The organism is Leptolyngbya subtilissima AS-A7, assembly GCF_039962255.1.
Taxonomy (GTDB): domain Bacteria; phylum Cyanobacteriota; class Cyanobacteriia; order Phormidesmidales; family Phormidesmidaceae; genus Nodosilinea.
Genome location: NZ_JAMPKY010000002.1, coordinates 356390 through 379541, shown reverse-complemented (window position 1 = coordinate 379541; position 23152 = coordinate 356390). Strand labels below are relative to the sequence as shown.

33 protein-coding genes, 1 tRNA gene and 1 riboswitch are annotated in these 23152 nt (G+C 54.8%); of the genes, 20 read left to right on the top strand and 14 right to left on the bottom strand.

The window, feature by feature from the left end:
- The first annotated feature begins 7 nt into the window (after window positions 1-7).
- The 10 genes from NC979_RS06380 to NC979_RS06335 all read left to right on the top strand — a co-directional run bounded on the left by NC979_RS06380 (window position 8) and on the right by NC979_RS06335 (window position 5792).
- Window positions 8-775, top strand: a complete 768-nt coding sequence (locus NC979_RS06380) for a hypothetical protein (RefSeq protein WP_190518569.1) — start codon at window positions 8-10, stop codon at window positions 773-775.
- A 119-nt stretch (window positions 776-894) separates the two neighbouring features.
- On the top strand, window positions 895-1482 hold the full coding sequence (locus NC979_RS06375) for a hypothetical protein (RefSeq protein WP_190518568.1): 588 nt from the start codon (window positions 895-897) through the stop codon (window positions 1480-1482).
- Between the two features lie 77 nt (window positions 1483-1559).
- The gene (locus NC979_RS06370; RefSeq protein ID WP_190518567.1) at window positions 1560-1808 is read left to right on the top strand and encodes a hypothetical protein; all 249 of its coding nucleotides are present in this window, start codon (window positions 1560-1562) and stop codon (window positions 1806-1808) included.
- On the top strand, window positions 1796-2305 hold the full coding sequence (locus NC979_RS06365) for a hypothetical protein (protein WP_190518566.1): 510 nt from the start codon (window positions 1796-1798) through the stop codon (window positions 2303-2305). The genes NC979_RS06370 and NC979_RS06365 overlap by 13 nt, the downstream gene beginning before the upstream one ends.
- Window positions 2306-2307: 2 nt before the next feature.
- Window positions 2308-2760: a hypothetical protein gene (locus NC979_RS06360; protein WP_190518564.1), complete on the top strand. Its 453-nt coding sequence runs from the start codon at window positions 2308-2310 to the stop codon at window positions 2758-2760.
- Entirely contained in the window at window positions 2747-3481 is a 735-nt protein-coding gene (locus NC979_RS06355) for a hypothetical protein (RefSeq protein ID WP_190519045.1), read from the top strand. Before NC979_RS06360 ends, NC979_RS06355 begins: the two co-directional genes overlap by 14 nt.
- Entirely contained in the window at window positions 3478-4284 is an 807-nt protein-coding gene (locus tag NC979_RS06350) for a hypothetical protein (protein WP_190518561.1), read from the top strand. The genes NC979_RS06355 and NC979_RS06350 overlap by 4 nt, the downstream gene beginning before the upstream one ends.
- On the top strand, window positions 4281-4670 hold the full coding sequence (locus tag NC979_RS06345) for a hypothetical protein (RefSeq protein ID WP_190518559.1): 390 nt from the start codon (window positions 4281-4283) through the stop codon (window positions 4668-4670). The genes NC979_RS06350 and NC979_RS06345 overlap by 4 nt, the downstream gene beginning before the upstream one ends.
- Before the next feature lie 76 nt (window positions 4671-4746).
- On the top strand, window positions 4747-5361 hold the full coding sequence (locus NC979_RS06340) for an FHA domain-containing protein (RefSeq protein ID WP_190518557.1): 615 nt from the start codon (window positions 4747-4749) through the stop codon (window positions 5359-5361).
- Between the two features lie 62 nt (window positions 5362-5423).
- Window positions 5424-5792, top strand: coding sequence for a hypothetical protein (locus NC979_RS06335; RefSeq protein WP_190518554.1), 369 nt, complete (start codon window positions 5424-5426; stop codon window positions 5790-5792).
- 188 nt (window positions 5793-5980) lie between these two features.
- On the opposite strand, the gene NC979_RS06330 is transcribed toward NC979_RS06335, so the two are convergent.
- The 9 genes from NC979_RS06330 to NC979_RS25300 all read right to left on the bottom strand — a co-directional run bounded on the left by NC979_RS06330 (window position 5981) and on the right by NC979_RS25300 (window position 10553).
- Entirely contained in the window at window positions 5981-7426 is a 1446-nt protein-coding gene (locus NC979_RS06330; protein WP_190518551.1) for a hypothetical protein, read from the bottom strand.
- A gap of 50 nt (window positions 7427-7476) precedes the next feature.
- A complete protein-coding gene (locus tag NC979_RS06325; RefSeq protein ID WP_190518549.1) occupies window positions 7477-8142 on the bottom strand; it encodes a hypothetical protein in 666 nt (221 codons plus the stop codon).
- Window positions 8143-8211: 69 nt separating this feature from the next.
- Window positions 8212-8637, bottom strand: coding sequence for a hypothetical protein (locus NC979_RS06320; RefSeq protein WP_190518546.1), 426 nt, complete (start codon window positions 8635-8637; stop codon window positions 8212-8214).
- Window positions 8638-8651: 14 nt separating this feature from the next.
- Window positions 8652-9122 carry a hypothetical protein gene (locus tag NC979_RS06315; RefSeq protein ID WP_190518544.1) on the bottom strand — a complete coding sequence of 157 codons (471 nt, stop codon included), beginning with the start codon at window positions 9120-9122 and terminating at the stop codon, window positions 8652-8654.
- Between the two features lie 51 nt (window positions 9123-9173).
- Window positions 9174-9377, bottom strand: a complete 204-nt coding sequence (locus tag NC979_RS06310; RefSeq protein ID WP_190518542.1) for a hypothetical protein — start codon at window positions 9375-9377, stop codon at window positions 9174-9176.
- Window positions 9370-9600, bottom strand: coding sequence for a hypothetical protein (locus NC979_RS06305; RefSeq protein ID WP_190518540.1), 231 nt, complete (start codon window positions 9598-9600; stop codon window positions 9370-9372). The genes NC979_RS06310 and NC979_RS06305 overlap by 8 nt, the downstream gene beginning before the upstream one ends.
- Before the next feature lie 71 nt (window positions 9601-9671).
- Complete coding sequence (locus tag NC979_RS06300) at window positions 9672-9848, bottom strand: hypothetical protein (protein ID WP_190518539.1); 177 nt, start codon at window positions 9846-9848, stop codon at window positions 9672-9674.
- A 74-nt stretch (window positions 9849-9922) separates the two neighbouring features.
- On the bottom strand, window positions 9923-10258 hold the full coding sequence (locus NC979_RS06295; protein WP_190518538.1) for a hypothetical protein: 336 nt from the start codon (window positions 10256-10258) through the stop codon (window positions 9923-9925).
- A gap of 43 nt (window positions 10259-10301) precedes the next feature.
- Entirely contained in the window at window positions 10302-10553 is a 252-nt protein-coding gene (locus tag NC979_RS25300; protein ID WP_431191033.1) for a helix-turn-helix transcriptional regulator, read from the bottom strand.
- Between the two features lie 271 nt (window positions 10554-10824).
- Between NC979_RS25300 and NC979_RS06285 the strand changes: the two genes are divergently transcribed.
- The 6 genes from NC979_RS06285 (at window position 10825) to NC979_RS06260 (ending at window position 14756) form a co-directional block, all read left to right on the top strand.
- Window positions 10825-12285, top strand: a complete 1461-nt coding sequence (locus NC979_RS06285) for a hypothetical protein (RefSeq protein ID WP_190518536.1) — start codon at window positions 10825-10827, stop codon at window positions 12283-12285.
- On the top strand, window positions 12278-12532 hold the full coding sequence (locus tag NC979_RS06280) for a hypothetical protein (protein ID WP_190518533.1): 255 nt from the start codon (window positions 12278-12280) through the stop codon (window positions 12530-12532). Before NC979_RS06285 ends, NC979_RS06280 begins: the two co-directional genes overlap by 8 nt.
- Window positions 12519-12890, top strand: coding sequence for an ASCH domain-containing protein (locus NC979_RS06275; RefSeq protein WP_190518530.1), 372 nt, complete (start codon window positions 12519-12521; stop codon window positions 12888-12890). The genes NC979_RS06280 and NC979_RS06275 overlap by 14 nt, the downstream gene beginning before the upstream one ends.
- On the top strand, window positions 12883-13224 hold the full coding sequence (locus NC979_RS06270) for a hypothetical protein (RefSeq protein ID WP_190518528.1): 342 nt from the start codon (window positions 12883-12885) through the stop codon (window positions 13222-13224). The genes NC979_RS06275 and NC979_RS06270 overlap by 8 nt, the downstream gene beginning before the upstream one ends.
- Window positions 13217-13432: a hypothetical protein gene (locus NC979_RS06265; protein WP_190518525.1), complete on the top strand. Its 216-nt coding sequence runs from the start codon at window positions 13217-13219 to the stop codon at window positions 13430-13432. The genes NC979_RS06270 and NC979_RS06265 overlap by 8 nt, the downstream gene beginning before the upstream one ends.
- 160 nt (window positions 13433-13592) lie before the next feature.
- Complete coding sequence (locus tag NC979_RS06260; RefSeq protein ID WP_190518522.1) at window positions 13593-14756, top strand: Fic family protein; 1164 nt, start codon at window positions 13593-13595, stop codon at window positions 14754-14756.
- 19 nt (window positions 14757-14775) lie between these two features.
- Here the strand turns inward: NC979_RS06260 and NC979_RS06255 are convergent, their stop codons facing one another.
- From NC979_RS06255 to NC979_RS06245, 3 genes are all read right to left on the bottom strand, one after another.
- On the bottom strand, window positions 14776-15852 hold the full coding sequence (locus NC979_RS06255; RefSeq protein ID WP_199308797.1) for a site-specific integrase: 1077 nt from the start codon (window positions 15850-15852) through the stop codon (window positions 14776-14778).
- 133 nt (window positions 15853-15985) lie between these two features.
- A tRNA-Cys gene (locus NC979_RS06250) sits at window positions 15986-16056 on the bottom strand.
- A 147-nt stretch (window positions 16057-16203) separates the two neighbouring features.
- Window positions 16204-17022, bottom strand: coding sequence for a creatininase family protein (locus NC979_RS06245; RefSeq protein WP_190518520.1), 819 nt, complete (start codon window positions 17020-17022; stop codon window positions 16204-16206).
- Between the two features lie 165 nt (window positions 17023-17187).
- Window positions 17188-17243, top strand: a riboswitch (Glutamine riboswitch).
- A 40-nt stretch (window positions 17244-17283) separates the two neighbouring features.
- Between NC979_RS06245 and NC979_RS06240 the strand changes: the two genes are divergently transcribed.
- The 4 genes from NC979_RS06240 (at window position 17284) to NC979_RS06225 (ending at window position 20733) form a co-directional block, all read left to right on the top strand.
- A complete protein-coding gene (locus tag NC979_RS06240; protein WP_190518517.1) occupies window positions 17284-17454 on the top strand; it encodes a DUF4278 domain-containing protein in 171 nt (56 codons plus the stop codon).
- A gap of 176 nt (window positions 17455-17630) precedes the next feature.
- Window positions 17631-18989, top strand: a complete 1359-nt coding sequence (locus NC979_RS06235; RefSeq protein WP_190518515.1) for a sensor histidine kinase — start codon at window positions 17631-17633, stop codon at window positions 18987-18989.
- A 165-nt stretch (window positions 18990-19154) separates the two neighbouring features.
- On the top strand, window positions 19155-19922 hold the full coding sequence (locus tag NC979_RS06230) for a pseudouridine synthase (RefSeq protein ID WP_190518512.1): 768 nt from the start codon (window positions 19155-19157) through the stop codon (window positions 19920-19922).
- 31 nt (window positions 19923-19953) lie between these two features.
- A complete protein-coding gene (locus tag NC979_RS06225) occupies window positions 19954-20733 on the top strand; it encodes a helix-turn-helix domain-containing protein (protein ID WP_190518509.1) in 780 nt (259 codons plus the stop codon).
- A 78-nt stretch (window positions 20734-20811) separates the two neighbouring features.
- Here the strand turns inward: NC979_RS06225 and NC979_RS06220 are convergent, their stop codons facing one another.
- On the bottom strand, window positions 20812-21666 hold the full coding sequence (locus tag NC979_RS06220) for a prohibitin family protein (RefSeq protein WP_190518507.1): 855 nt from the start codon (window positions 21664-21666) through the stop codon (window positions 20812-20814).
- A gap of 130 nt (window positions 21667-21796) precedes the next feature.
- The gene (gene purM / locus NC979_RS06215; RefSeq protein ID WP_190518504.1) at window positions 21797-22849 is read right to left on the bottom strand and encodes a phosphoribosylformylglycinamidine cyclo-ligase; all 1053 of its coding nucleotides are present in this window, start codon (window positions 22847-22849) and stop codon (window positions 21797-21799) included.
- Window positions 22850-23152 lie beyond the last annotated feature (303 nt).

Sequence of the window (23152 nt, the reverse complement as noted above, 5' to 3'; positions counted from 1 at the left end):
AGACACCGTGAAGCGCTGGTACAACCGTGAAGTGTTGGAGCACTTCGCCGACTTAGGCCCAGGGGATGATTTGACCATCCCTCGTAACTCGCTGCGGGTGGCATGCCGTCACGAAGAGAGGGATAGTCTACCCATGACGCTGCTTAGGGTGATGCTGTTCGAGATAACAGCGCGCCATTCATCCTCGCTGCACCCGGCGATGTTTGGCATCCCCATCGACAGTTTTGAATCTGAGATTGTTTATAAACCTCAAGTAAAACTGGTTTTCTCAGAGTCATCAGCCGATGTTATTGATGGATTTCAGCCGGTTGCAGGCGAAGTTACTTTCAGGATTTTTAACGAAACAACAAACACTATGACGATGGCCAGGGCTCAACAATTAGCCCAAAGAATTCGCTCCGTTTTTGCCACCCCTCCCTATGTTTGGAAAAAAGGGACAGACAAAGTTGTTTATCAAGACAAAGAGAAAGGTTACGACCTTAGAATTTTGTGCAGAACAGAAACAGACGGCAGAGCCTTAATTGAAAATATTTTAGACATCCAAAACGACACCCCCGACTGGAGCAATCTAAACATCGTTGAGCCAGTTAACGCAACAGAGCGATTTCCCTACAACCCTGGAACCAAAGTCATTATGGGCCGCACGGTGCGGAAGCGTCGCCAGCGCCCTCGTGTCGATGTGAAATTTCGCTATGCAACCCTTTCTGTACACGGCTTAGTTCACCCAATCAACCTAGTAGATTTAACAGGTGTGAGACGCGATCCACTCGTATAAACTAAGTAAAATTGCGGAGAAAATGAGCTGGAAAAGTATACTTGTCCAGGGCTAAAAACGGCTTAAAACAAGGCTAGAACTGTGGAGCAAATCACTTCACAGTTCAGAGGCAAACACTTATGGCCCGTCGCGTTCCTAGTTATATTTTGGCCGATCGCGCTGCAAAAGCTAAGAAGCGAGAGGACTATTACGCTAACCGTGGTTTAGACCCAAACACCCAAAACACCACTGTTGTAGACCTCCCCCGCATCAACGTAGGTTATCGCTCACTGATGATTCAAACTGGGGCTACACCTGCCCCCGCTCAGATGCAGCTCTCAGCGTCTCAAACCGCCGTGAACTTCTTCGAGGGTCTGTCTGAGAATGCCGTGCCTGGTGCTGGTGCAGTTCGGCTGGGGCTGGAGTACGTCGATCTTGACGAATTTCTGCCGGTGACCAATTTCCAGGCCACCAAAATTAAGGCAGTGCTGGGCGGCACCAAAAACGCGACCTATACCCCTTGGGGGACCCGAGTCATTAAGTACACCAAGACTGCCACCGGCGCTGCTCGCAACAGCTACACAGCCCCCCTGAGTGAGAAAACCGGGGCGATCACCCTGGAAGACCTCCGCACATCGGCCCAGCTCATCAAGACTGCTGTAGCGACAGCACTAGGGGCTAACGGGCGGCTGTGGATCGAGCCCGAGCGTGAGAACTACAGCATCTAGTTAGCACTCGCAGCATCACCACCGGGGGGCTAGCAGCAGCCCTGGCCCCCTGGGCACCCTCTCACCCTCCTACTGTCATGCCTGAAATTCTCATTCCCCGGCACAACATCAGCGACATGCTGGCCACGCCATACGTTCACGATCCCCGCCTTCCCGAGCACGTTCAGAGCGTGCTGATGGATGGCATGTGCCTGCGGGCGGTGGCGCTTGCTGAGTACCTGAAGGGCAACATCACCTATGACGACTATCTAACGGCCCTAGACCAAACCGGCGTGGATGCGATCGACTTCCACGAGGGGCTGGAGAACCACCAATGCTGCCTCTAGGCAAAAGCCTTGATATTGGCATCGCCGGGAACTGGCAGTTTGAATGGGCCGCCGTCCAGGTTCCTACCGAAGAGGACAAAGCTACCTATCGCCTCAACCGGCGATGGATTCAACCCTTCGACATCCCTGTACTGATTGACTCCCAGGTGATTGCTATCAAATGCAGCTTGGCCAACGCCCCGCCCACCTGGTCAAGCGCAGGCACTCTCTTACGAATAGTCGATTTTCCGAAGGATACGCTGACCATAGAAGATGACTTTCCTGGCATTCCTACGGCGACATTGGATAAAAGATATGTTCGCTTGAATGCTGATTTTGAAATCCTCATTTTTAATCAGTCGAGCGACACTTTAAAACTGTCGTTTATTCCTAAGCCATGGTTAACCAGCCTTGGCATTGTGGTCTATTCCTACTCCGGCCTAATTGGGGATGACGTGACAGACAAGATAGACGCCATCAGGGTTAAGCTCGAAGCCATCGACGCCAAAATAGGATAACTATGGCAAAAGAGGTCAGAACGGTTCAAATCATCAAGACATTCAGAACCGGAATGCCGTATTTGACTGACCTCTATCAGCCGGGTACGATTCCAACCGCTGAATTTACCGGTGGTCGCTGGGCAGGGAAAATTATTCAACTACAAATATTGACTAATTCCCTAGCTATTAATGGCCTTACGTTGTCAATCGAAGACGAAGACGGGACAGAATATGGGTTGCTAGACAATGTGAGGGTGAGAAAGCAAGAAAGCCCTGTAGATTTGATGCCGTTGCTGGGCTACGAATCGGGTTTTTATATGGGCGCTGACCATGTTCTAAAAGCTACGGTGGTTTACCCCCAAAACTTTCAGCCTGAGTATTTCATCACCATCATGGGTTTTGCGATTGAGACCAAAGATGATGAGTCCATCTCTGATTTAGTCATTGACGGGGGGCTGTATGACGGAGCGTGAAATACAACTCAGACGCACCCTGGGGAGTGGCCCACCGGATGACCTGGTCTTTGGCGAAGCGGCTTTTAGCGATGTTGACCTGGTGCTCTACGTGGGGCGGGCCAATGAAGATGACCCGCCAGCCGCTTTTCAGAGCCAACTCAACGTTGAAACCACAACCCAGCTCAATGCCCGCGATACAGCCAATCGAGCCAGGGCCAACCACACGGGCACCCAATCCGCCGCCACCATCTCCGACTTTGTCCAGGCAGTAGCATTGGTGGCCCCGGTGCAGGCGGTAGCGGGGCGAACTGGCGCTGTGGTTTTGGCCAAGGCTGACGTAGGCCTAGGCAACGTCGATAACACCCCAGACGCCGCCAAGCCTATCTCAACGGCGACTCAAGCGGCCCTAGACCTCAAGGCCCCGCTGATCGTAAGCCAGGGCAATACTACCTACGGGGCGACGGTCAATTTGAATATGGCAACGCTGGCAGGCACTCACCAAACCATCTCGCTAACCGGCAATATTGCCTTCACCTCAAGCAATCGCGGCACTGGTCGGCAGGTAGTAATTCGGTTGCTTTGTGACTCCACACAACGAACGTTGAGCTTTCCTGCTGGCTGGCGGTTTTTAGGGACAAAGCCTGCGAATATTGCGGCATCAAAGGTGGGAGTTTTGTCGCTGACATTTTTTGGGGATAACGATTCGGACGGCGTAGCGTCGTGGGGGGTTGAATCGTGAGAACTTTAACCCTATTCGATCCGGCCTTTGTTGCCCGTTCTGGCTTTGATCCCGATGCTGAGGCCTGGTTCGCGCAGGTTGAGGCGGCGGGGTCAGTGTTTGCAGATGGGGCTAAAGCGGCGTACAGCAAGTTTTTTATCCAGCTCAAAAGTGACGGGAATTTTGCCCCGTTTAGTAATGGAATGCTGCTGGCCTTTGCTGGGTTTAGCGGCCTAGGCGGTTGCTTCAGGCCGATTATCTCCCGTGGTAACGGACTGCCTACAAACGTGGGTTTTGTGGCGGGGCAGAAGGTTGCAAGCGGATTGCAGGGCAATGGCTCGGCCTATATCAATTGCGGCCTGGGGTTTCTTGCTGGGCAACAAAACAACCAGTCAGCCTTCGTTTGGCACTCAGATGTTTACGCTGCTCCAGGGGTTTATATTGGCACGGGTTTTGGTGACGCAGGCTCTACACAACTGGGCGACAATACCCTGCTCGCCAACGGGCCGTTTTTCAGGTGTAGTTCAAGCGGAGCTATATCCATCGGTGGGCCTAGGACAGAGTTTGACCTTGCACTCTGCCAGAGGACGCAAGGATCCGAATTCTTTTACATAGCAGGAAGTAGATCTGGCAATGCTGCCGTTGTTTCTCAGGTTCCGCTACTTCTAGATGTGCTTATGTTCACCCGAAATAGTAGCGGCAGCCCAACCGATATAACGAACAGACGATTATCGTTAGGCGGGTTTGGTGATGCGCTACCAAACCCCGGCGCTTTTAGAACCGCCTGCAACACCCTCATGACTGACCTGGGAGTGACACCATGACCCCCGACCAGCTCGCCTTAAAGGAACTGCTCGACTCTGCTCCTTTAGCTTGGATGCAGCTCAACCCAAGCCAGCGATCGCTGCTGCGCGACACCCTCCGCCCTGATGGCGAGTTCACCCCTGAACAGCGGGAACTCCTGCAAGATCGGTATCTCCCCGTCACCACCGAGCAGCTCGCCCTGGCCCAGAGGCTGCTACTGCCCAGACGTACCCAGGTCAATGCCCGGGCCGATGCTGACGGGGCGATGTGGCTACCGGCGGCCCTGCTGACCGACTGCATAGAGGTCAGCGATACCTACCATGCGATCGTGGGCCTCCTCGCCCAGCTGCCAATCACCCTAAAACCCGCTGCTGACTTCCCTGCCCCGCAACCCCTGGACATCTAGGCTGGCTAGCATCTACCACCCGGAGACGGGTTTCACGCTTACGGAGCACGAAGAAACATCCCTATAACTTAATGCCATGGCCGAGCCTCCGGTGCCTAAACTGACGCTGTTCTTTCCCGACGACTTTGGCGATCCCGCTTGGGCTGGGACGGTTTATGCCCTAGAGGCCCCCTCAACGGCTAGGGGAGAGTGGGTGCTGGGGCGTGCCCCAGACTGCAATCTCACCATCAGGATTAAAGAGGTGAGTTTGAAGCATGCGGTGATTGCCTATAGCTACCTCAGAGACCGATGGACCCTTGCTGATCTAGAAAGCACTAACGGCACGTTTCACAACGGGGTGAAGATGATCTCTGGCCAGGTAGTGGAGCTGAAGCTGAGGGACCGCATCGACCTGGCTGCTAAGGGCAAAATTCAGGTGGTGGAGGATGAGGACGACACGATTAGAAATGAGGATTCGGGACCGGTGACGATCTCTAGCACTACGCCTCTGGCGACGCTCCCAACAGTGCCACCGCTGCCAACGTTAGAACCAGCAACGCCCCCATCGAGCAAAACCCCTTGGGATAGTTTGTACCTGGGCACCCAATGGGTCATTTCTGGGCAGACCACTGCGGGAAAGATCTACCGGCTGATTGTGGCTGGTGCTGGGGTGGCGTTCTTCATATTGATGATGGATTGGCTAACCAAATAGTTTTGTACGGAATTAGAGCAGTCTTTTGGGAAGTTTAAATTAGCTAGCTGCTTCTATCCCAGATGACCTCTTATCCCCCTCCCACTACAGGCTATGGCGATCCAATTTATCTGGTGGCCTATGCTATTGCAGCTTTTTTGCTCTACTGGGCTTGGCATGACCAACAGCACCGTCTAGGGCTAAAAAAACACCCGTTTTTTAGCCGTGGAGGCAACCGAAAGCGGACTCGGCGATCGGCTCAGATGGTTTACGCAAACAACCAAGAAGTTGAGCACGCCGTCAAACATGCTATTAGCCAAGTAACGGCGTATACCCACAGTCATGAAGTGGCTTCGAGATTGTTGGAGGCTACTATGAAGCGCAACCTGAGCCGCCCGTTGAATTGGTGCGTTGAGAAGACGATCGAAGACATTATTCGAGACCGCCGATAGACAATAAAAAACACCCCAGCCGTAACTAGAGGTGTGGTGTGGTGAATTGATTTTAAGGCAATATTTCATTCCATCTGGCAGGTATCCTGCGGCATCCGGTGAGGCGTCCTACAGGATGGCCGGATGAGGCTCACCAGATGGCCGGATGCCCTGCCAGATATAGACCGGATGCCACCGGATGGTTTTTCTCATCCGGTGGGGGACGAGTCGGGGGGTAGGGTATAGCGGGGTGGTTCATCCTGCGTCTGGTGAATCCGGCTGAGCCTAACTAGGCCCGCCAGAACCGCTTTAAATAATCCCCCCTCTAGGTCTTTTAGCTTTTGCCGTTTTGATTTTATTTCGTGCGCTTTCAGCGGCTCAGAGGCCGCGGCTAAAACCTCAAAAATAATCCCCTCGATCGCCTCAAGATTTAGCTGCTTATCGTCGCCTGGGTTGATGACTGTAGTAGCAGGTTTGGGGCGATTAATCTCATCCTCTGTGGGGCATTTAACCAGCGGCTTTAACTCCCCTTTGAACTCGGGCAAGACATCGTGGTAGATGTCTTCATCCTCTCCCAACCACAGTTGGAGGTAGCGGTTAGGGTGGCTGAGAATGTCTTCCCGTTGCTCAGTAGTGAGCTTTAGACCGCCCATCTTTTCAATCACGGAAAGGGCCAATCGTCGCTTACTTTTCAGCGGCAGCACCATCCTGAAATTTTGCTGCAACAGGTCGAGGTCGATACCCAACGGCCCCGCGTTCTTGGTCTGGGCCAGCAGCACCCCATAGGCTGCGATCGCCGCCCCCTGGGTCGCAATTTCAACCTGTAGCCCAGCGAGGGCATCAGCCAGGCCTTTCACCTTTGAGCGCTTGGCGTAGGTCCGAATTTGAATCGCCTCATCAAAGACAAACCACTCGGGCTCAGTATCGGTGCCCTCGGCATGGGCGGCCAGCTTTGCCCCCCAGTGGGCGAGCAACCATTGCAGCTGCTTACCCTTCTCCTCCGGCTTGCCCCAGAGAACGTAGCCATCCCAGTGGGCTGGCACCTGGTCGGTGGCCTTAGTGCTGACGTAGTTGACGCGAGCGTGGCCATCGAGCAGGCAGCGCAGGGCGTTGCTTTTGCCCTCCCGGCTACCCGCCAGCAGCAGGAAGTGGGGGCAGTCTGGATCTAGTTTGATGGGGGCGAGGGGCACCGGGGCAGCATCAGCCGAGGGGCTAGGTGTTGCTGCCTCTGAGGGCTTTGGGGGCAGTTGGGGCAGTGCCTTGGGTTTGCCCAGCAGGCCCAACGACTTGGCCAGCGTTTCGGCATCGTCTGACAGGCGCAGGTCGCGGGCGATCGCCTGGGTTAGCTCGGCCTGCACCTGGTCGGCCCCGACATCGGCTTGATATTTGCGCAGCTGCTTTTTGTCGAGCAGGTGAGCGATGAGCCCATCGCTGACGGCCTCGATCTGGTCACTGTTGCGCTCGTTGGCATCCCAGGCTAGGTAGAGGCCATAGGCTAGAGCCGCGACGCCAGAGAGGGGGTTCAGCAGGCTACCGAGCACGAGACCACCGGCCAGGCCGCCCCCGATATAGAGTTTGGGGTTGTGCATGCCCTCGGCGGCATCCTCGGCGGTATCAATCCAGAGGGGGTGAGATTTGACTACTAAATTGCTCATGGTTTCACCAAAAAGTAAGGGGGCATCGTTGCCCCCGGTTGCCGTGTTGTCTAGCCGTGGGCGCGCTTCATGTAGTGCCACTGCACGCCGAGAAACAGGATGAAGCGGACCATCAGTTCAAAGCAGAACAGCATGGTAACGATCAGCCCGACACTGCCCCAGTTGATGAGGCCCCACTGGCCGGTGAAGATGACGAACACCAGCTGCCCAAACCCGCCATCGACGGGGGGGAAGACGGTTAAGCAGAGGAAGGTATCGACGATGTAGGCGCAGAGGCTGGCCCGGTTAGCAGTGCGAATGCTGAGCAGGGGGAAACGGTTGTACCACTCCTTCAGGCGCACCAGGGCGGGATCGTCGTCTTCATTCACCTGGAGTTGCTCGGCTGAGTCGGCTTCGAGGGCGATCAGGCGCATCAGCTTGCGGTCGTGCTTGAGCAGAATGGGGTAGGTCTCTGCCGACTGGATGAAGGCCCACAGCACGACCCCAACGGGGATTGAAATGAGGGCCAGGGCACGATTGCCAAAGAAGCCCACCAGGCCTTGCAGGTCAAAGATGTTAATCAGGGCTAGAGACACCGCTTTGCAGTAGGGCAGCATGTTTGCAGCTGCCACGACGCAGGCCACGCAGATGGCGAGCCAGTAGAGCAGCTGCCGGGCCGTCTTGGCTCCTGAGTTGGGGGAGCGAGTTGAGCGTTTTTTTCCGTAATAGGTAGTCATGGGTTCAAGTCTCTTCTAAAGGTTTGCTGGGACTTAGGCGGATGCGGCGGAGCCGAGCGTCAAGGTCGCTCATTCCGCGACGCTCTCGGCAGGCTCCCTCAGGCGCGGTTCAAGGTGGTCGAGGGCCTTGTTGATGGCTGCATCGATGTCGGTGGCCTTGGGGGCGTAGGCATACGCCACCGCCGACGAGCAGGTGCCGGTGTAGTGGCCTGGCGATACTTGGCGGTAGATGCGGCCCTGCACTTCGAGCAAAAAGCCACTCTTGCCAAGCTCGGTGACAATTTCTAACAGATCGCCGTGAGACAGAATCTCGCTCAGCGAATCTTGCTCTTCGTCGCTCAGGCTCAAGAGCCGCCCTAACTCTTGGTGGTCGATCTCTTCCAAGAAATCCCTCAGCGCCTCGGAAGTGCTGTCGGAGGCCATGTAGCCCAGGTGAACGATGCGCTCAACGTGGGCGCTCAGGTTAAACAAACGGTCAGCGGTTTTAGAGGTCATGAGGTTTGCTCGGCTTAGTTTGAGGGCATGTAGTAGGCGGCCCCCTGGTAGTGGCTCATCCGTGAGTCGACTAAGGATTTGTTGCCGGTAAAGGCCATCTTTTGGGTGACGCCTGGGGTGTTGGGGTCGCTGTCGTCGTCGGTAATGACGCCGGTGTTGCCGTGGGCATCGCAGACGACAGAACCCACCGGAATGGGTTGATTAGAAGCGCTGTCGATGACTGGCAGGTTGAGCACCAGCGAGACATAGCGCAGCTGGTCAACACTCACCACTGGAATGCAGCCGGTTTGATAGCGGGCGATCGCCACCTCGTTTTTTTGCGCCTGCTCCTGCTGGCTCAGCGTGAGCTCGGTCATGTCATCGCCGATACGACTGGCTTCGGCGCGGGCGGTGGTGACTTTCGAGGCGAAGTCGCCAAGGTTGCTAACGCTGGGTATTGAGGTACCAATGATGGCTAGGGCGAATGCCCCGTGAATCGGTTTCATAATGTGGGGGTGTCCTTTGTGTGATGACTTTGGGCCAGGCCCTGGGCAGAACTAGCGGCAATGCTGGCGTTTTGCAAAGCGGTGGGTGGTCTTGCCTGGGGCCTCATCTAGTTCGCAGCTAAAAATGTGCTGCACTCCCTGATTGGAGAGCGAGCGAGCTACTTTGGCGCTGCGGTCTGATGTGGTTTTGTAGTGGCCCTGGGCCTCAATTTGCTTGAGGATTTTTTGTTGAGCTTGACTTCGAGGGTTAGCCATCGGCCTTATTCCCCTTGTACGGACTGTTCAGAGATGCGATCAGTTCATCGGCCTGATCTACTGCAAGGTCAGCGACATTACCGGGATGCCTAACGGAGCCAGGCTCGCCAACCCGCTCAGACGCTAAGAGCCCCTGCATGGCCAGGGCTGCAAAGTATTCGCGTTTGGTAAGGCCGTCTGCCTCGCCATATCCAACGATCAGCTCGTTCGGGTCTGTGGTCATAAGAGGTTTGTCCTTCTTTAAACGACAAAAAGCGCCCCCCAAGGAGAATGGGGGCGCGGGCTCAGCGACGGTTATTGAACAGAGCTAATGAGGCGAATGGCCTGCATGTGGGCCGTTAGCCGCCCGGAGTCTCTGTTCTCTCGATAGATTTTCTCGCCCACCTCATCTACGGCGTGAAGGTCGCGATAGTTAGCGGTGGCATTTTCAGGAGCTGCGGAAGCGGTTGTAAAGCGGTCTCGGGTGGTCATAATGGTTATGTCCGTGCAGGGCATCCCAGGGGTCTTGTTTGACGACTGCCCCTGGGCTTAACAATTTTGAATCCCTAAAAAGGGCAGTCAGATTCGCCGATTGATTGGCGGTAGTGCTGCTGGATCGCTTCATAGAGGTCAGCAGCTGCGGCTAATATCTCTGGCGGCGTGTCGTGGGAGATGCGAACAGCAAGTAGATAGCCGCTGGCGGTTTGGGCCTCTATTCTTCCTGCCAGAACGGTTCTAGGGTCTCGCTCTTGGTAGTTGGTGGCTACGCTCACCATTTCAGAGCAGGTGTTTTCCATGTCGCGAAGGAAGGCCAGGCGGGTGGCACCGTAGAAGGTGGGCTGTTCTCCGTTGTCTGGGCATGAAAAAGTAGCCCCCGAGCCAGGGGCGATCGCATCATTCATAATTGGGTGGTTCCTGTTTTAGATGGACAGTGAACAGAGGGGGCTAGCTTTCGAGGGCGGCCCCTTTTTCATTGGCTTCTGGTGGATGGTATGCCTCAGCAAGCTGCTGCACACTCCAATTGAGCACTGTGCAGAGAGCCGCGACCTGATGGAAATTCAGTCTGGGCTCTCTCTCATAGCTGAACCAGCGATAAACCGAGCGCTCGCCAACACCTACGGCGTCAGCAACCGCTTTGTTCGTGAGACCTAACTCTCTGATTCTTTCAATCACCTTCACGGCTCTTTCTTGAGACATTTCATGACCAGGGCGGATCATGCCCGCTTGGCCATGCTACGCTAAGCATAACATGTCCAATCGGGCATGGTGAACATTCGCTCAGCGGAATTGCTTGCCGGCTTGGCCGCTGAGTGAAACCCAATTATCCCAACAGTGGACTCTTCTCCATGAAAGCCAAAGTTTCTACCTGGCCACATCCGCATAGGCACTAAAAAAACGGCGATCGCCCCCAACTAGGCGATCGCCGTTTTTGCTCAACAGATTCAATTCGACTTAATCAATATTAAACATGAAACAAGCTCTCTACCCCTCGCACCCCCACGGGGCCAAGCTCACCCAAATCTTTGGCTACGGCTGGAAGTGGCTAGAAGCCCCCCTAGAGCAGCACCACCTCAGCACCGCCTGGAAGACCAACAGCAAATATCGCATCAAGCCCCGAGTGCTCTGGTCAGCCTGGCAAGACCCCAAGCGAGTCGTCGGCGTTCGTTTCGGCAGCTCCACCGGCTACGGCCTGATCGACATCGATGCCACCAGCGCCTATTTAGAGCGCATCGACGATATTCTTGCCGCCCTTGAGACTATCGGCATCGTAAGAGTCATCATTCTCCGCAGCAGTTGGAGCGGCGGCATCCACATCTACTGCCCCCTCCCTCAGCACTACCCCACATTCTCGGTGGCCTGCGCACTTCAGCAGTGTTTAGAAGCCCAGGGACTGCAAATCGCCCCTGGCCAGCTCGAATGTTTCCCCAACGTGAAATCTTGGGGCAACTTCTGGAAAAAGCAGTTTACCGAATACAACGGCCATAGACTGCCCCTTCAACCCATGACCGGGGCCTGCGTCCTCGACGAAGACTTAAACCCCATCAGCGGGGCCTATGACCTCGCCCTCTTCCTCGCCCAGTGGGATAACGCCGTCCTGCAGAACGACGCTGAGACCATCAGCGAAGCGATCGCCGTCGCCAGGGCCAACCGCCGCCACCGCTACCGCACCAAAGCCAGCGGCCCCGTCGAAGACTGGAAGAACGACCTAGAAGCCATGATTGCCGAAGGCTGGACCGATCACGGCCAGACCAACATGCTGCTCAAAGAGATCGCCACCTACGGCAGAGTCTTTAAAGGCCTAGGCGTTACCGAACTGGTGGAATACATTGAAACCACAGCCACCAGCTGCCCCGGCTTTGAGCAATGGTGCCAACACCAACACCAAATCCACCGCAAAGCCATTTCCTGGGCCGCCAGCGCCAGCAATTATTACTGGCCCTTGGGTAGCACGCCCCTCCGAGACCGAACCCGCACAGGGGTCAACAAAGCCCGCGCAGAAGATGCCCGCGATCGCATCGCCGCCGCCGTGCGCGAGCTTGGCGAACTGGTCGGGCTTACCGTCTCGTGGCTAGTCAAACACCTCGCCAAAGCCGCCCAAACCTCTTCCCAGACCCTCTATAAGAACGCCGATCTATGGCACCCAGAGCGATCGCAGCCTGCAATGCCTGTAATAGACGCTATACCAAGCGTTTCAGCCACCCAAGAGCAGGTCAGAGCTGCGATCCTAGCAAGCCTCGAAAGCGTTGGTAATGGGCCTATTACACGCAATGGGGGGGAAAATGAAGCGTGTATTGCTGAAAACCCGCTTTCAAAATTTAAACCTCCCCAAGGGAAGGGAGGGGAGCGCGAGGGGAGGGAAGGGATATCCACAGGCTGGTTACCCTCCCTAGACTGGAAGCCCGGCGCGGTAGGTGACTGCCATGCGTGAGCGCCCCATCCTTGCCCAATATCGCGGCCCCGCAGCTGCACCTGCTGCCACCCCAGCTACCGGTGGCGACAATCTAGGCGATCTCATTGCCCAGGTCGATTCCCTCCGGCATTCACTGAGCTACACCTGGGCTGATTTAACGTCACTGTGCGGCGAAGACTCCAAAACCCTCGACCGCCGCGGCCTGGTGAAGCTAATTGGCGATCTCGGAGCCATACAGAGGGAGCAGCGCCATGGTTGCCTATAACTTCAAACCTCAATTTGCTGGCCCCGTAGAGCGGGGCGAAAAGACCCAAACCATACGCCGCACGGGGAAACGCCGCCACGCGAGGCCTGGTGACACCCTTCAGCTCTATACCGGCATGAGAACTAAATCTTGCCGTCTGCTGGCTCTGGTCAAATGTTCAAACACCTGGGCAATAGAAATCCGGCCTGATGGTCGCGTCTACCTCGACGGTGAGCTTCTGAACGACGTCGACCAGGTGCAGCAGCTGGTCCAAGACGATGGCTTTGGCGATATTCCAGAGTTCCTCTGGTTCTTTTGCCCTGCTTCAGAACACTTTAAAGGCGTGCTCATCAAGTGGGAGGCCCTTGACGATGCCTAGACCCCCAAAGTGGAACAACCCCACCGACTCCGTGCGGCTGCCCAAACACGCTATCCCCGCCTGCATGGCCCTAGCTCGCCAGCTCGACGGCTCTAAACCCGTGGAGGACGTAAAAAATAACGTACAAAACCTCCTAGGCCCTTCCATGCTCACAAGTGAGAGCCGCGACGGCACCTATCGCCTATTCCTCAAGCCGCCCCCCGAGCTGCCCCCAAATGTCGAAGCGTCGATAGAGGAATACTGCGATCGCGTTTTCGATGGCCTCACCGAAACTGATTGGGTCTACCTGCTCACCCGCTTAGTAGAAGAATGGGGGGTGAAAGTCGATGACTAAACCATCCCCATGGCTCAGCACCGCCGCCGCCTGTCAGCGCCTGGGCATCAGCCGGTGGGTGCTGGCTAATGCTCGCCAAAATGGCGATTTAAAGAAAGGCGAGCACTGGAAAGTGAAAAACCCCACCGCGCAACGGCTCACCTACCTTTGGCACGGCGATCGCCTGGAAAAGTGGCAAAGCCAGGTAGAGACTCAGACCGGCGCTTGAGGCCGGGCGCTCCGCTCCACCAGCAGCCAATGTTTCCTTTTGAGTGAGGCCATAAGCTGTGGACAAGATTTAGAATAAAATCAGGCTTAGCCCTTGTACTACAAGGGATTAAGCTGGACAAGTAGTAAGACGAGTGGTAGGACAATCATGGGAGGACAAGATGGTTATAGCTGCTACACATCCATGGATTGACTTCAAGCCAAACCTGAAAGAAGCGCCTATAAGTCTTTGGATATCACTAGGCCAAGCGTCATCTAAATGTGATTACATCTCTGGAGTTCCTCTTAAGCCGAGTGTAGCTGAAATATTGCATGAACTCTACCTTGCTAAAGGTGTTCAAGCAACTATTGCGATAGAAGGCAATAGTTTAACAGAAGAACAAGTTAAAGCCATCTTACATCATGACCTAAAACTCCCGTCCTCACAACAATATTTGGCGCAGGAAGTTGAAAATGTTCTTGATGCTTGTAACGACATTGTTTCAAGTGTAGCTCAATGCGAAGATCCTCAATTGAGCATAGGATTAATTGAATCCTTTAATTATAAAATCCTAAAAGATTTGCCTTTAGGCGAAGAAAAAATTAGTGGAAAAATTCGGTTGGGCAGTGTGGGTGTGGGTCGATATCTAGCTCCCAAAGCTGAATATTGTTATGAGCTTTTAAATAGGTTTTGTGATTGGTACAACAACTTTGAGAAAGGCTTGGATTTAGACAAGACATCAATTGCAATTTTAAAGGCAATTTTGTCTCATTTGTACTTTGTCTGGATACACCCTTTTGATGATGGAAATGGAAGGACGGCAAGGCTTATTGAGCTTAAAACCTTGCTTGAAGCCGGTTTGCCAATGCCTGTATCTCACTTGCTTAGTAATTACTATAATTTCACAAGAGAGAACTACTATCGTCAACTTGACTATGCTAGCAAGACGGGCGAATGTCTAGAATTTGTTAAGTATGCTATTCAAGGCTTTTTGGAGAAGCTTGATGAGCAAATAGATTTGATTCGGGCTCAGCAGCTTATTATTGCTTGGAGTGATTTGGTTTACGACTTGTTTGCTGACAAAGATACTCAGTCGGATATTAGAAGGAGAAATCTTGTTTTAGAAATGTCTTTTCATAGTGATAAGCCGTTGCTTAAAAATAAAATTACTCAAGCAACTCCAAAGCTGGCTGAGATGTATGCTACCAAAACCACCAAAACATTAACCAGAGATTTAAATGAGTTGATGAAGATGAACTTGGTTCGAAAGACACCAAAAGGATTCGTTGCTAACAAGGAACTTATTTTGGCTTTCTTGCCAGTAACTTGTGCTGACCAAGACTGACCCAGAAAACCTTCTTTTATCAAGCTGGTGGCTTAGGCCGCTCGGCCCGACTAACACCTGCCTGGTAGATGGCCCAATAGGTGCCCTCATCAATCCATCGCCGGTAGACCTTGCAGTGTGTCTCTGGGCTATGGCCCATCAGCTTGGCCCCAAATTCCGGTGAGTAACCAAACTCAAGACAACGGCGAGCAAAGCTGTGGCGCAGGTCATAGGCATGGCAAAAACCTAAGCGGTTAAAGGCCTTCGCCGTTTTGGTCCCCAGTTGACCGTTGCTGCATCCGGCAATATTTTCGAGCGGCGGCATGGTCACCACGTTTAGTTCCCAGTTGGTTGACCACTCTGGGTAAAGTGGCCATACAAACCGCGAGCCGGTTTTGGTGTCCTCATGCACCCTCACGGTGGGGAAGTCGGCCAGGTCGATGGAATACACCTCATGAGGCCGTAACCCATAAGCCGCCAGCATCCCAAATAGCCACCGCCACCCCGGATCAGTGATGGTGTCTCGCCAGCGGGCGATCGCCGTGTCGGTCGGCAACGATCGTGGGTCAACCGCCGCGGCGCTATAGCTGCCCTTGAGCTGGGCAAAACCATCCACCGGCAGGCCCGCGAACTCTGCCAGCTGGCGGTAAGCATTGCAGGCCCGCAGCCGCGACCGCGAATCCTCCTCCGTTCGTTTCTCGGCGGTCTGCTCCAGCAGGACGGCCGTCAACGGCGCATCCATGGGCAGTTTATTAAAGGGCTGCTGGTAATCGGTTTTCCAGGTGATAGCGGCACCCTTCCACCGACGCTTAAACCGCTCTACCCAATCTCCTACCGTCTCGGCCCGGTCGCCCCGGTAATGCTCCCAATTGAACCGGCCAGCCTCTAGGGCTACCCCTATCCCCTTCGCCTGTTCCTCGGCCAGAGCTAGGCCCCTAGGGTTTGCCGGTAGCCCCAGGGCGATCCGCTGCTGATGTGGCGAATCTTTCGTGCTGCCAGGGGCAGGGGGAAACGTGCCCCTGACATAAAGCTTCTGATTGAGCACTTGCAGCCGTACACGAATCCTAGCCGCCTTAAGGCGACCGTTCGCACGGTTCAGCCGCTCTGCAAAATCCATGCCTAGATTTTGCCTATATACAAAGGCTCAATGGACAACAACTAGCTACAACTAGCAACAATACATAAACCGTAACAGAGCTACAATGCCCTGTCTACGGTGCTTCTAGCTCAAAAATGAGCGCAGTAAACTAAGGCGACACCCGGATTCGAACCGGGGGTGGAGGTTTTGCAGACCTCTGCCTTACCACTTGGCTATGTCGCCGCCTTATCAGTTTTCGAGTATAGCAAACTCGGGACGCAATCCGGCGATCGCGCCACACAGCCTTCAGCAAATCATTTTGGCCCAGAGACCAACAGATTAAATCGGCTGAGCTTTAAGGGGCGATCGCATGGGCCTGTCTCTAGACCTCTAAAGCAAGTAGGCCGAGTCAGTGTGGGGCTGGCGAAATCGATAAATATCTTCTAGTGCGGTCGCCCAACTCGTAGCAAGAGAGGTGAGGAGCTGTTCCCCTTTTTCCCCAGTGGCTATAGTTGGGTCTCCCAAAACCCCGCTGGCGCTGAGATCGCGGGTTACCCAGGCAAAGGGCAACGCTCCCTCCATAGTGAGCCAGCTGTCTGTCGGCAAATTTTGGGGAAACTCGGCTTTGGCCTCAGCCATGCGCACTTGCTCAGGCATAATCGTCAGCATGAGGCTGGTTTCGGCATCCCCAGCGTGAATGCCCAGCTCCATCTCTTTGGGCGTCAGCAAATCGCCAGCGCAGTTGGGTACCGCCCACACAAATAAAGGAAATACCAGCAAATCATCGTGGACCTGATGCAGATCTCGCGCGGCAATTTCTAGCACCTGGGGTTGGCCGCCGTGGGCATTGAGCAGCACCAGCTTGCGAAATCCAGCTCGGTAGATACTTTCGGCGACGTCGTAGATGACCTTCAGCAGGGTTTCAGCCGAGAGGGTAATCGTGCCTGGAAAATGCCAGTGCTCGTTAGATTTGCCGTAGTACAGGGGAGGCAGGCTGTAGACCGGTACGGCGTCATCTAGCTGAGCCAGGGCGTTACCGAGCACGGTCGTGCAGATGGCGCTGTCTACGGCGAGGGGTAGGTGGGGACCATGCTGCTCGATCGCTCCCATGGGCTGCACAATCACCGCATTGGCGCGATCGGGCATTGCCTCAATGTCAGTCCAGGTAAGGTAGGCAAAGTAGCGGTGGGGAGGAATGGGGCCGTGCATAGTTTTTGGAGATTAAAGAAAGAATTTAGAGCTGCTCACATAGCTTTAGCATCCGGACTGCGGAGCACCGCTCGTGCCTTAGTTCTAACTGTGAAACCCAGAGCTGTGAGAGCAAAAAGGACTTGACATTTATAGGTAAAACGGTAACAATGAATACAGAAACAAATCGTTCATCTCTCTGTGAGAGACGGAAGTAGAGCTCCAGCTCGAAGGAACGCGCCTCTGTTTATACACCTTCATTCACTTAAGGAGAGGCGAAAGATGTCCTTGAAATATCGCGGCGTTGATTACGAACCGGCTAATGCCCAAGTTAATGTCTCTGAAGAAGTTATTGGTCGCTACCGCGGCGCTGTTGCTACCCGCCATGTAGCACCCCAGGCTCAGGCCGCTCATCCTCAGGGCCTTAAGTATCGTGGGGCCACTGTTCGATAGACCAAGTTTGCCCGGTTAGGCTAAGCGGTGGTTCTGGTTGTAAGACTAGGGCCGCCGTTGACTATTTTTAGGGCAGGAGACTACCTGAGTCGTCATTTCACTAAGGCACCTCTGTGGGGGTGCTTTTTTGTGCGATAGGCTTGGACAAGACGTGATCGCTGCGGCCAGGGAAAAGCTTGGTTATTTTTGCATATCTGCTGGGGCTAGCTACGGGAGCGCTACTGCTATTTTGGCAGCAGCGGCACCAGCGGCGCCGTGAGCGACGCTTGATCACAACTCTGCAAGCCACCGATTGGCCCACAGCTTTAGGACAAGTTGAGCAGTTGGTGAAAACCCAGCCTCAGCAGCAGCGGCAGCTGCGATCGCTAGGCACCAGCCGCGACACCCTAGAGCTCATTTTACAGACCGCTCCCATCGGCTATCTACAGGTCGATGAAGAAAACCAGCTGATCTGGTGTAACGACCAGGCCAACCGCCTGCTCAAGATGAATCAGCCCCTGACAGGGTCGGTGCAGCGCCGCCGTCTGCTGCTAGAGGTGGCCCGCTCCTACGAACTCGATGCGCTGATCGAAGAAACCCGAGAGAAGCAAGCGTGCTGTCAGCGCGAATGGATGCTCTATCAGATTTCTCCGGATCCACTCCATCCTAAAGAAGAGCCTACCTTTCCTCTGCGGGGCTATGCTATTCCCCTGGATGGAGGTGAAGTCGGCGTATTTCTGGAAAATCGCCAAGAGGCCGCCTTGTTGGTGCAGCAGCGCGATCGCTGGACCTCTGATGTAGCCCACGAGCTCAAAACTCCTCTCACGTCCATTCGCCTGGTGGCCGAAACCCTTCAGCCCCGAGTCGATGAGAGCCAACGCCGCTGGCTTGACCGTTTAGTCAACGAAACCATTCGCCTCAGCAATTTAGTTGAAGACCTGCTGAATCTCAGCCGTCTCCAAGGGGATCAGTTTCAGGGTCTGAGCCTCAAGCCTGTCGATCTGCCCCAGCTGGTTCAACGGGCCTGGGTTAGCCTGGAGCCTCTGGCGCAGGTTAAAGCGCTTAAACTAGCTTACGACGGCCCTTCCCACTGTCTAACCAATCTCGATGAGCCGCTTTTCCATCGGGTGCTGCTCAACTTGATTGACAATGCCATTAAACACAGTCCCAGTCGCGCCAACGTCTATGTTCGGTTGTTAGAACCGGGAACTGCCCCAGCGTTGGATCACGATGCCGAAAACCCAGAGCCAGATACGCTCATTCTCGACGTGATGGATATGGGTCCAGGCTTCAGCGCTAAAGATTTGCCCTATATTTTCGACCGCTTTTACCGGGCCGATCCCTCGCGCACCCGCACTGACCCGTTGGTTGACCTAGTTCCTATAAATACCGGGACCACTCCAGAAATTGGCCGCGGTACAGGGCTGGGCCTAGCCATTGTGAGCCAGATTATAGAGGCCCACAATGGCACAATTACCGCCGCTAATCATCCCGAGCTGGGCGGCGGCTGGCTGCGGCTGCGGCTGCCGGCTACCCAGCCCAATAGCTTGTTATGAGAGGCATTTTGTCGCCCCTGACCACCAGCCCACTGGCCAAGTTAAGCAGCGCTACTTAGGGATCTTAGTAAGAACTTATACTCAGATGCTCTGGATTGCTGTCATAATTGTTAAGCAGGTTGACTAAACCTTGCCGGGGTTACCCCATTTATGCGTTACCACGTCATGGCAGAACGGTTACAAAAAATCCTCTCTCAGTATGGGGTTGCCTCCCGACGGCAAGCCGAGCAGATGATTGAGGCCGGGCAGGTGCAGGTCAACGGAGCCGTGGCCTACTTGGGCCAGCGGGCTGACCTTAGCTGCGATCGCATAGAAGTCAATCAACAACCCCTCCAGGCTCATCATCGGCCTACTCAGCACTATCTGCTCCTGCACAAGCCCCTCGGCATGGTGTCTACCTGTGCCGATCCTCAGGATCGCCCTACCGTGCTCAACGCTCTACCCCCTGAGTTGCAAACCATCGGCATTCACCCCGTAGGGCGACTGGATGCTTACACGACTGGAGCTCTGTTGCTTACCAATGATGGTGACTTCACCTTTCGGCTTACACATCCCCGCCACGACGTCTCGAAAACCTATCGGGTGCGCCTCGATGGGCAGCTGTCTCCCTCAGCCCTCGATGCTTGGCGACAAGGTATCTGGCTCGATCGCCAGCTTACTCGCCCTGCCCAAGTTCGAGTGATCGCCACTAACCCCAACCATACCCAACTTGAGGTTATTCTTCAGGAAGGGCGCAACCGGCAAATCCGCCGGGTTGCCATGGCCCTAGGTCATCGGGTGATAGACTTACACCGAACCGCAGTAGGTTCAGTTGCGCTGGGTAATCTAGGTGTGGGGGCTTACAGGGCTTTATCATCTGCCGAAATTGAGGCATTATTAGCTGAGTCATCGGTTCAATCAACTCCTCAGAAAACTACCTCCGTCATTAGTTAGCGTTCGCCGTCTTGAGCTAGATTTTCCCTGTATGAAGACAAAAGAGTTGGTTGACCCTAATGCTCTCTACCGAGAACAGCTCTCGGAGCTTGGTGCGATGCTGCAATGGGCTCGTCAGCAGCAGGGGCAAAGCCTAGAGGTCATGGCTGAAAAAACCTTGATTCGTCCTAGCCTATTGACCGCCATTGAACAAGGCGATCTGGACGGGCTGCCCGAACCGGTATACATCCGTGGCCTTCTGCGCCGCTATGGTGATGCTCTCCAACTCGACGGCGAGACCCTCGCCAGTCAGTTTTTTACTCCACCCCGCATTCAGCGGACCTCTTGGAAAGAGACTCCAGCAGCGCAGCTCCGCCCTTTGCATCTCTATGGGGCATACTTCGTGCTGCTAGTGGCGGCTATTAGTGGCTTGTCCTACGTGCTGCGTCAGACGGCCCCAGAGGTCACGGTGCTGCCTCCTTTAAATCCCCTAGAAGGAGTCGAGGGGCCAGCTAATCCAGGCCCGAATAATACTCCTGCCCCCGCCGCTGCCGAGCCTGAGGATCCCAAAGCTCCGATTAAAGTCAAAATGACGCTCACTGCCCAGTCTTGGCTACGCATCACCTCCGACGGTAAAACCGAGTTCGAAGGTATTTTGCAGCCCGGCGACACTCGTCTGTGGACCGCAGATCAAGCATTAACGGTGCGAGCGGGCAATGCTGGTGCCGTGATGGTCAGCTACAACGACAAGCAGGCCCAAGCCCTAGGCCAGCCTGGAATGGTGCGAGAAATTACCTACTCCCCCATTGAAGCTATCAGCCTAGCCTGGTAGAAACTCGCTTTGATAGAGGCTGACCCTGCTTGTGCTGTTGTAATGGCACAAGCAGGGTCAAACTTTTGAGGCCTTAGGCTAGCCTGGCTGATCCGCCTCGTCCCTGGCGGCCTGCTGTAGGTCAAAGAGAAGCGGTACGTTGCTGCCCTGACCCATTACCAAGACTCGGGGGACTTGAGCGCCTCCTCCTTTCCAAGCCTCGATCGCCTCCTTTTGCAGAACGAGCTGACCACCCTTGGCCTTTAGGGTTTCAGCGATCAGACGCTGGGCCTCGGCGCGGCCTTTGGCCCGGTTGATCTCGGCTTGGGCTTCCTGTTCTGCCTCTTGGGCGATGTAGACGGCGCGGCGAGCGCGCTGCTCGGCAATTTGCTTGTCTTCGACGGCCTTAGCAAACTCGGTTGAGAATGTCAGATCGACCACGCTGGTATCCAGCACTAGAATGCCGTACTTGTCGAGGCGAAAGGTCAAGGCATCATCAAAGTCCTGCTTGAGTTCTGCCCGTTGGGTAATCGCCTCCTCGACGGTGCGGCGGGCAGCAGCGATCTTAAATGACTCCTGGGTCTGGGGTGCCACAATTTTAGACACGATGTTTTCGAGCGTGCCCTGGGTGCGACGAATATTCACCACCTCTGTAGGGTCAAGGCGAAAGTTGATGGCAAAGCGGCCGGAAAGATCCTGCAGATCTTTGGTAGAGCTTTGGGCTGGCACCTCAAACTTTTGCACTGTCACGTCGTACACATCGACTGTAGACACTAGAGGTGGCTTCAAATGAATGCCTTCTAGCAGTACCCCATCCTGAGATTTGCCGAGAATACTCAGCACCCCGGCTTGGCCTGGGTTAATAATTACAAAACTGCTGGTCACCAGGGCTAAACCCACAATCGCGAGAAAGCTCAGCACCACCGGTGGCCAGTTCAGAGTCGAAGATTTCAACGGATGTTCCTAAATATGCTGCCCCTCTACGGTATCGGCTATTGAACCAGAACGGGGTAGTTCTTCAGCAAGGCTTCGGATCAGCGCTGCGCTGGACGCCGCCGTGGTGCTCAGTCCATCCATGCTGAGGCTACTCGGGCAGGCCAGTGACTTCACCCGATCCAGCGGTCACCTCGCCCACTAAATGGGCCTCGACCTGGTGCTCGGCCAACCAAGCAAGGGCGCGATCGCTCTCCTGGGGAGGAACCACTAGAGCAAAGCCCAGGCCCATATTAAACGTGTTGTAGAGATCGGCGGCGGGTACCTGCCCTGCCTCGGCTAACCAGCTAAACACTGGGGGTACCGGCCAGCTGCCTTCTTGAATGTGAATACTCTGCTCTGGCCCCAAGCAGCGGGGCAGGTTTTCGGGCAGCCCACCACCAGTAATGTGGGCCATGCCGTGGATGGTGAGCCCTTCCCGGCGAGCCTTGAGTACAGGCTCTACGTAGATGCGCGTGGGGGTGAGAAAGACTTCCCCTAGGCTGTGATCGCCTAGAACCGGTACAGTTTCGTCCCAGCTATAGCCAGTATTAGTGGTGTCGGTTCGCTGGCCCTCGGCCACTACCTTGCGCACCAGGCTGAAGCCGTTGCTGTGCACACCGCTGCTGGCTAAGCCAATGATGCGATCGCCCACCTGTACCTGGCTGCCATCCAAAATCTGAGACTTCTCAACCACACCGACGCAGAAACCCGCTAGGTCGTATTCACCGGGGCCATAGAAGCCAGGCATCTCAGCAGTTTCGCCCCCTAACAGAGCACAGCCGGCCATCCGGCAGCCGGCCACAATGCCCTCTACTACCTCCGCCAAGGCGGCGGGCTCAAGCTTGCCCGTGGCCAAATAGTCGAGAAAAAATAGCGGTTCGGCCCCGCTGGTGAGGATATCGTTGACGCACATGGCTACCAGATCGATACCGACGGTGCTGTGGCGCTGGGTGATCTGGGCGATTTTGAGCTTGGTGCCTACTCCATCAGTGCCCGACACCAGCACGGGCTCGCGGTAGCCAGCAGGCAGTTCGCAGAGGCCACTGAAACCTCCCAAGCCCCCTAACACCTCTGGACGGCGGGTGCTGTCTACCATGGTGCGAATGCGCTGCACAAAGCTACGCCCTGCCTCTACATCTACACCAGCATCCCGATAGTCCATGGGTCAATCTCCTGTGTGGCCAGTCTCTTACCTTAGAAACGGGGGTGAGCTTCGTCAATGGGCAAGGGAGTTAGCAGCGGCGATCGCCCCAGTTAATGCCCTTATCTTTAATTTTTTGGATCCAAAAATTGCTATTTTTGAGCGGTTGTTCGAGACGTTTAAGTATTAATTCTGACCTTAATAGGTCAGCGTCATCAGAGGCATTCGGTGACCAAAAGCACGTTGAGAGTTCTAGCAACTTCACGTCTTGTTGATGGAACTCTATCAAATTGATGAATAGATTGATTAATCTTACATAACTCA

Coding starts and splice junctions, on each gene's coding strand:
- NC979_RS06310 (WP_190518542.1), bottom strand. CDS start 9,377: ATGGCTAACCCTCGAAGTCAAGCTCAACAAAAAATCCTCAAGCAAATT.
- NC979_RS06230 (WP_190518512.1), top strand. CDS start 19,155: ATGGCAGAACGGTTACAAAAAATCCTCTCTCAGTATGGGGTTGCCTCC.
- NC979_RS06340 (WP_190518557.1), top strand. CDS start 4,747: ATGGCCGAGCCTCCGGTGCCTAAACTGACGCTGTTCTTTCCCGACGAC.
- NC979_RS06260 (WP_190518522.1), top strand. CDS start 13,593: ATGGTTATAGCTGCTACACATCCATGGATTGACTTCAAGCCAAACCTG.
- NC979_RS06265 (WP_190518525.1), top strand. CDS start 13,217: ATGACTAAACCATCCCCATGGCTCAGCACCGCCGCCGCCTGTCAGCGC.
- NC979_RS06245 (WP_190518520.1), bottom strand. CDS start 17,022: ATGCACGGCCCCATTCCTCCCCACCGCTACTTTGCCTACCTTACCTGG.
- NC979_RS06255 (WP_199308797.1), bottom strand. CDS start 15,852: ATGGATTTTGCAGAGCGGCTGAACCGTGCGAACGGTCGCCTTAAGGCG.
- NC979_RS06325 (WP_190518549.1), bottom strand. CDS start 8,142: ATGACTACCTATTACGGAAAAAAACGCTCAACTCGCTCCCCCAACTCA.
- NC979_RS06320 (WP_190518546.1), bottom strand. CDS start 8,637: ATGACCTCTAAAACCGCTGACCGTTTGTTTAACCTGAGCGCCCACGTT.
- purM (WP_190518504.1), bottom strand. CDS start 22,849: ATGGACTATCGGGATGCTGGTGTAGATGTAGAGGCAGGGCGTAGCTTT.
- NC979_RS06280 (WP_190518533.1), top strand. CDS start 12,278: ATGCGTGAGCGCCCCATCCTTGCCCAATATCGCGGCCCCGCAGCTGCA.
- NC979_RS06355 (WP_190519045.1), top strand. CDS start 2,747: ATGACGGAGCGTGAAATACAACTCAGACGCACCCTGGGGAGTGGCCCA.
- NC979_RS06330 (WP_190518551.1), bottom strand. CDS start 7,426: ATGAGCAATTTAGTAGTCAAATCTCACCCCCTCTGGATTGATACCGCC.
- NC979_RS06275 (WP_190518530.1), top strand. CDS start 12,519: ATGGTTGCCTATAACTTCAAACCTCAATTTGCTGGCCCCGTAGAGCGG.
- NC979_RS06370 (WP_190518567.1), top strand. CDS start 1,560: ATGCCTGAAATTCTCATTCCCCGGCACAACATCAGCGACATGCTGGCC.
- NC979_RS06295 (WP_190518538.1), bottom strand. CDS start 10,258: ATGAATGATGCGATCGCCCCTGGCTCGGGGGCTACTTTTTCATGCCCA.
- NC979_RS25300 (WP_431191033.1), bottom strand. CDS start 10,553: ATGTCTCAAGAAAGAGCCGTGAAGGTGATTGAAAGAATCAGAGAGTTA.
- NC979_RS06360 (WP_190518564.1), top strand. CDS start 2,308: ATGGCAAAAGAGGTCAGAACGGTTCAAATCATCAAGACATTCAGAACC.
- NC979_RS06335 (WP_190518554.1), top strand. CDS start 5,424: ATGACCTCTTATCCCCCTCCCACTACAGGCTATGGCGATCCAATTTAT.
- NC979_RS06270 (WP_190518528.1), top strand. CDS start 12,883: ATGCCTAGACCCCCAAAGTGGAACAACCCCACCGACTCCGTGCGGCTG.
- NC979_RS06285 (WP_190518536.1), top strand. CDS start 10,825: ATGAAACAAGCTCTCTACCCCTCGCACCCCCACGGGGCCAAGCTCACC.
- NC979_RS06365 (WP_190518566.1), top strand. CDS start 1,796: ATGCTGCCTCTAGGCAAAAGCCTTGATATTGGCATCGCCGGGAACTGG.
- NC979_RS06375 (WP_190518568.1), top strand. CDS start 895: ATGGCCCGTCGCGTTCCTAGTTATATTTTGGCCGATCGCGCTGCAAAA.
- NC979_RS06345 (WP_190518559.1), top strand. CDS start 4,281: ATGACCCCCGACCAGCTCGCCTTAAAGGAACTGCTCGACTCTGCTCCT.
- NC979_RS06225 (WP_190518509.1), top strand. CDS start 19,954: ATGAAGACAAAAGAGTTGGTTGACCCTAATGCTCTCTACCGAGAACAG.
- NC979_RS06240 (WP_190518517.1), top strand. CDS start 17,284: ATGTCCTTGAAATATCGCGGCGTTGATTACGAACCGGCTAATGCCCAA.
- NC979_RS06305 (WP_190518540.1), bottom strand. CDS start 9,600: ATGACCACAGACCCGAACGAGCTGATCGTTGGATATGGCGAGGCAGAC.
- NC979_RS06300 (WP_190518539.1), bottom strand. CDS start 9,848: ATGACCACCCGAGACCGCTTTACAACCGCTTCCGCAGCTCCTGAAAAT.
- NC979_RS06315 (WP_190518544.1), bottom strand. CDS start 9,122: ATGAAACCGATTCACGGGGCATTCGCCCTAGCCATCATTGGTACCTCA.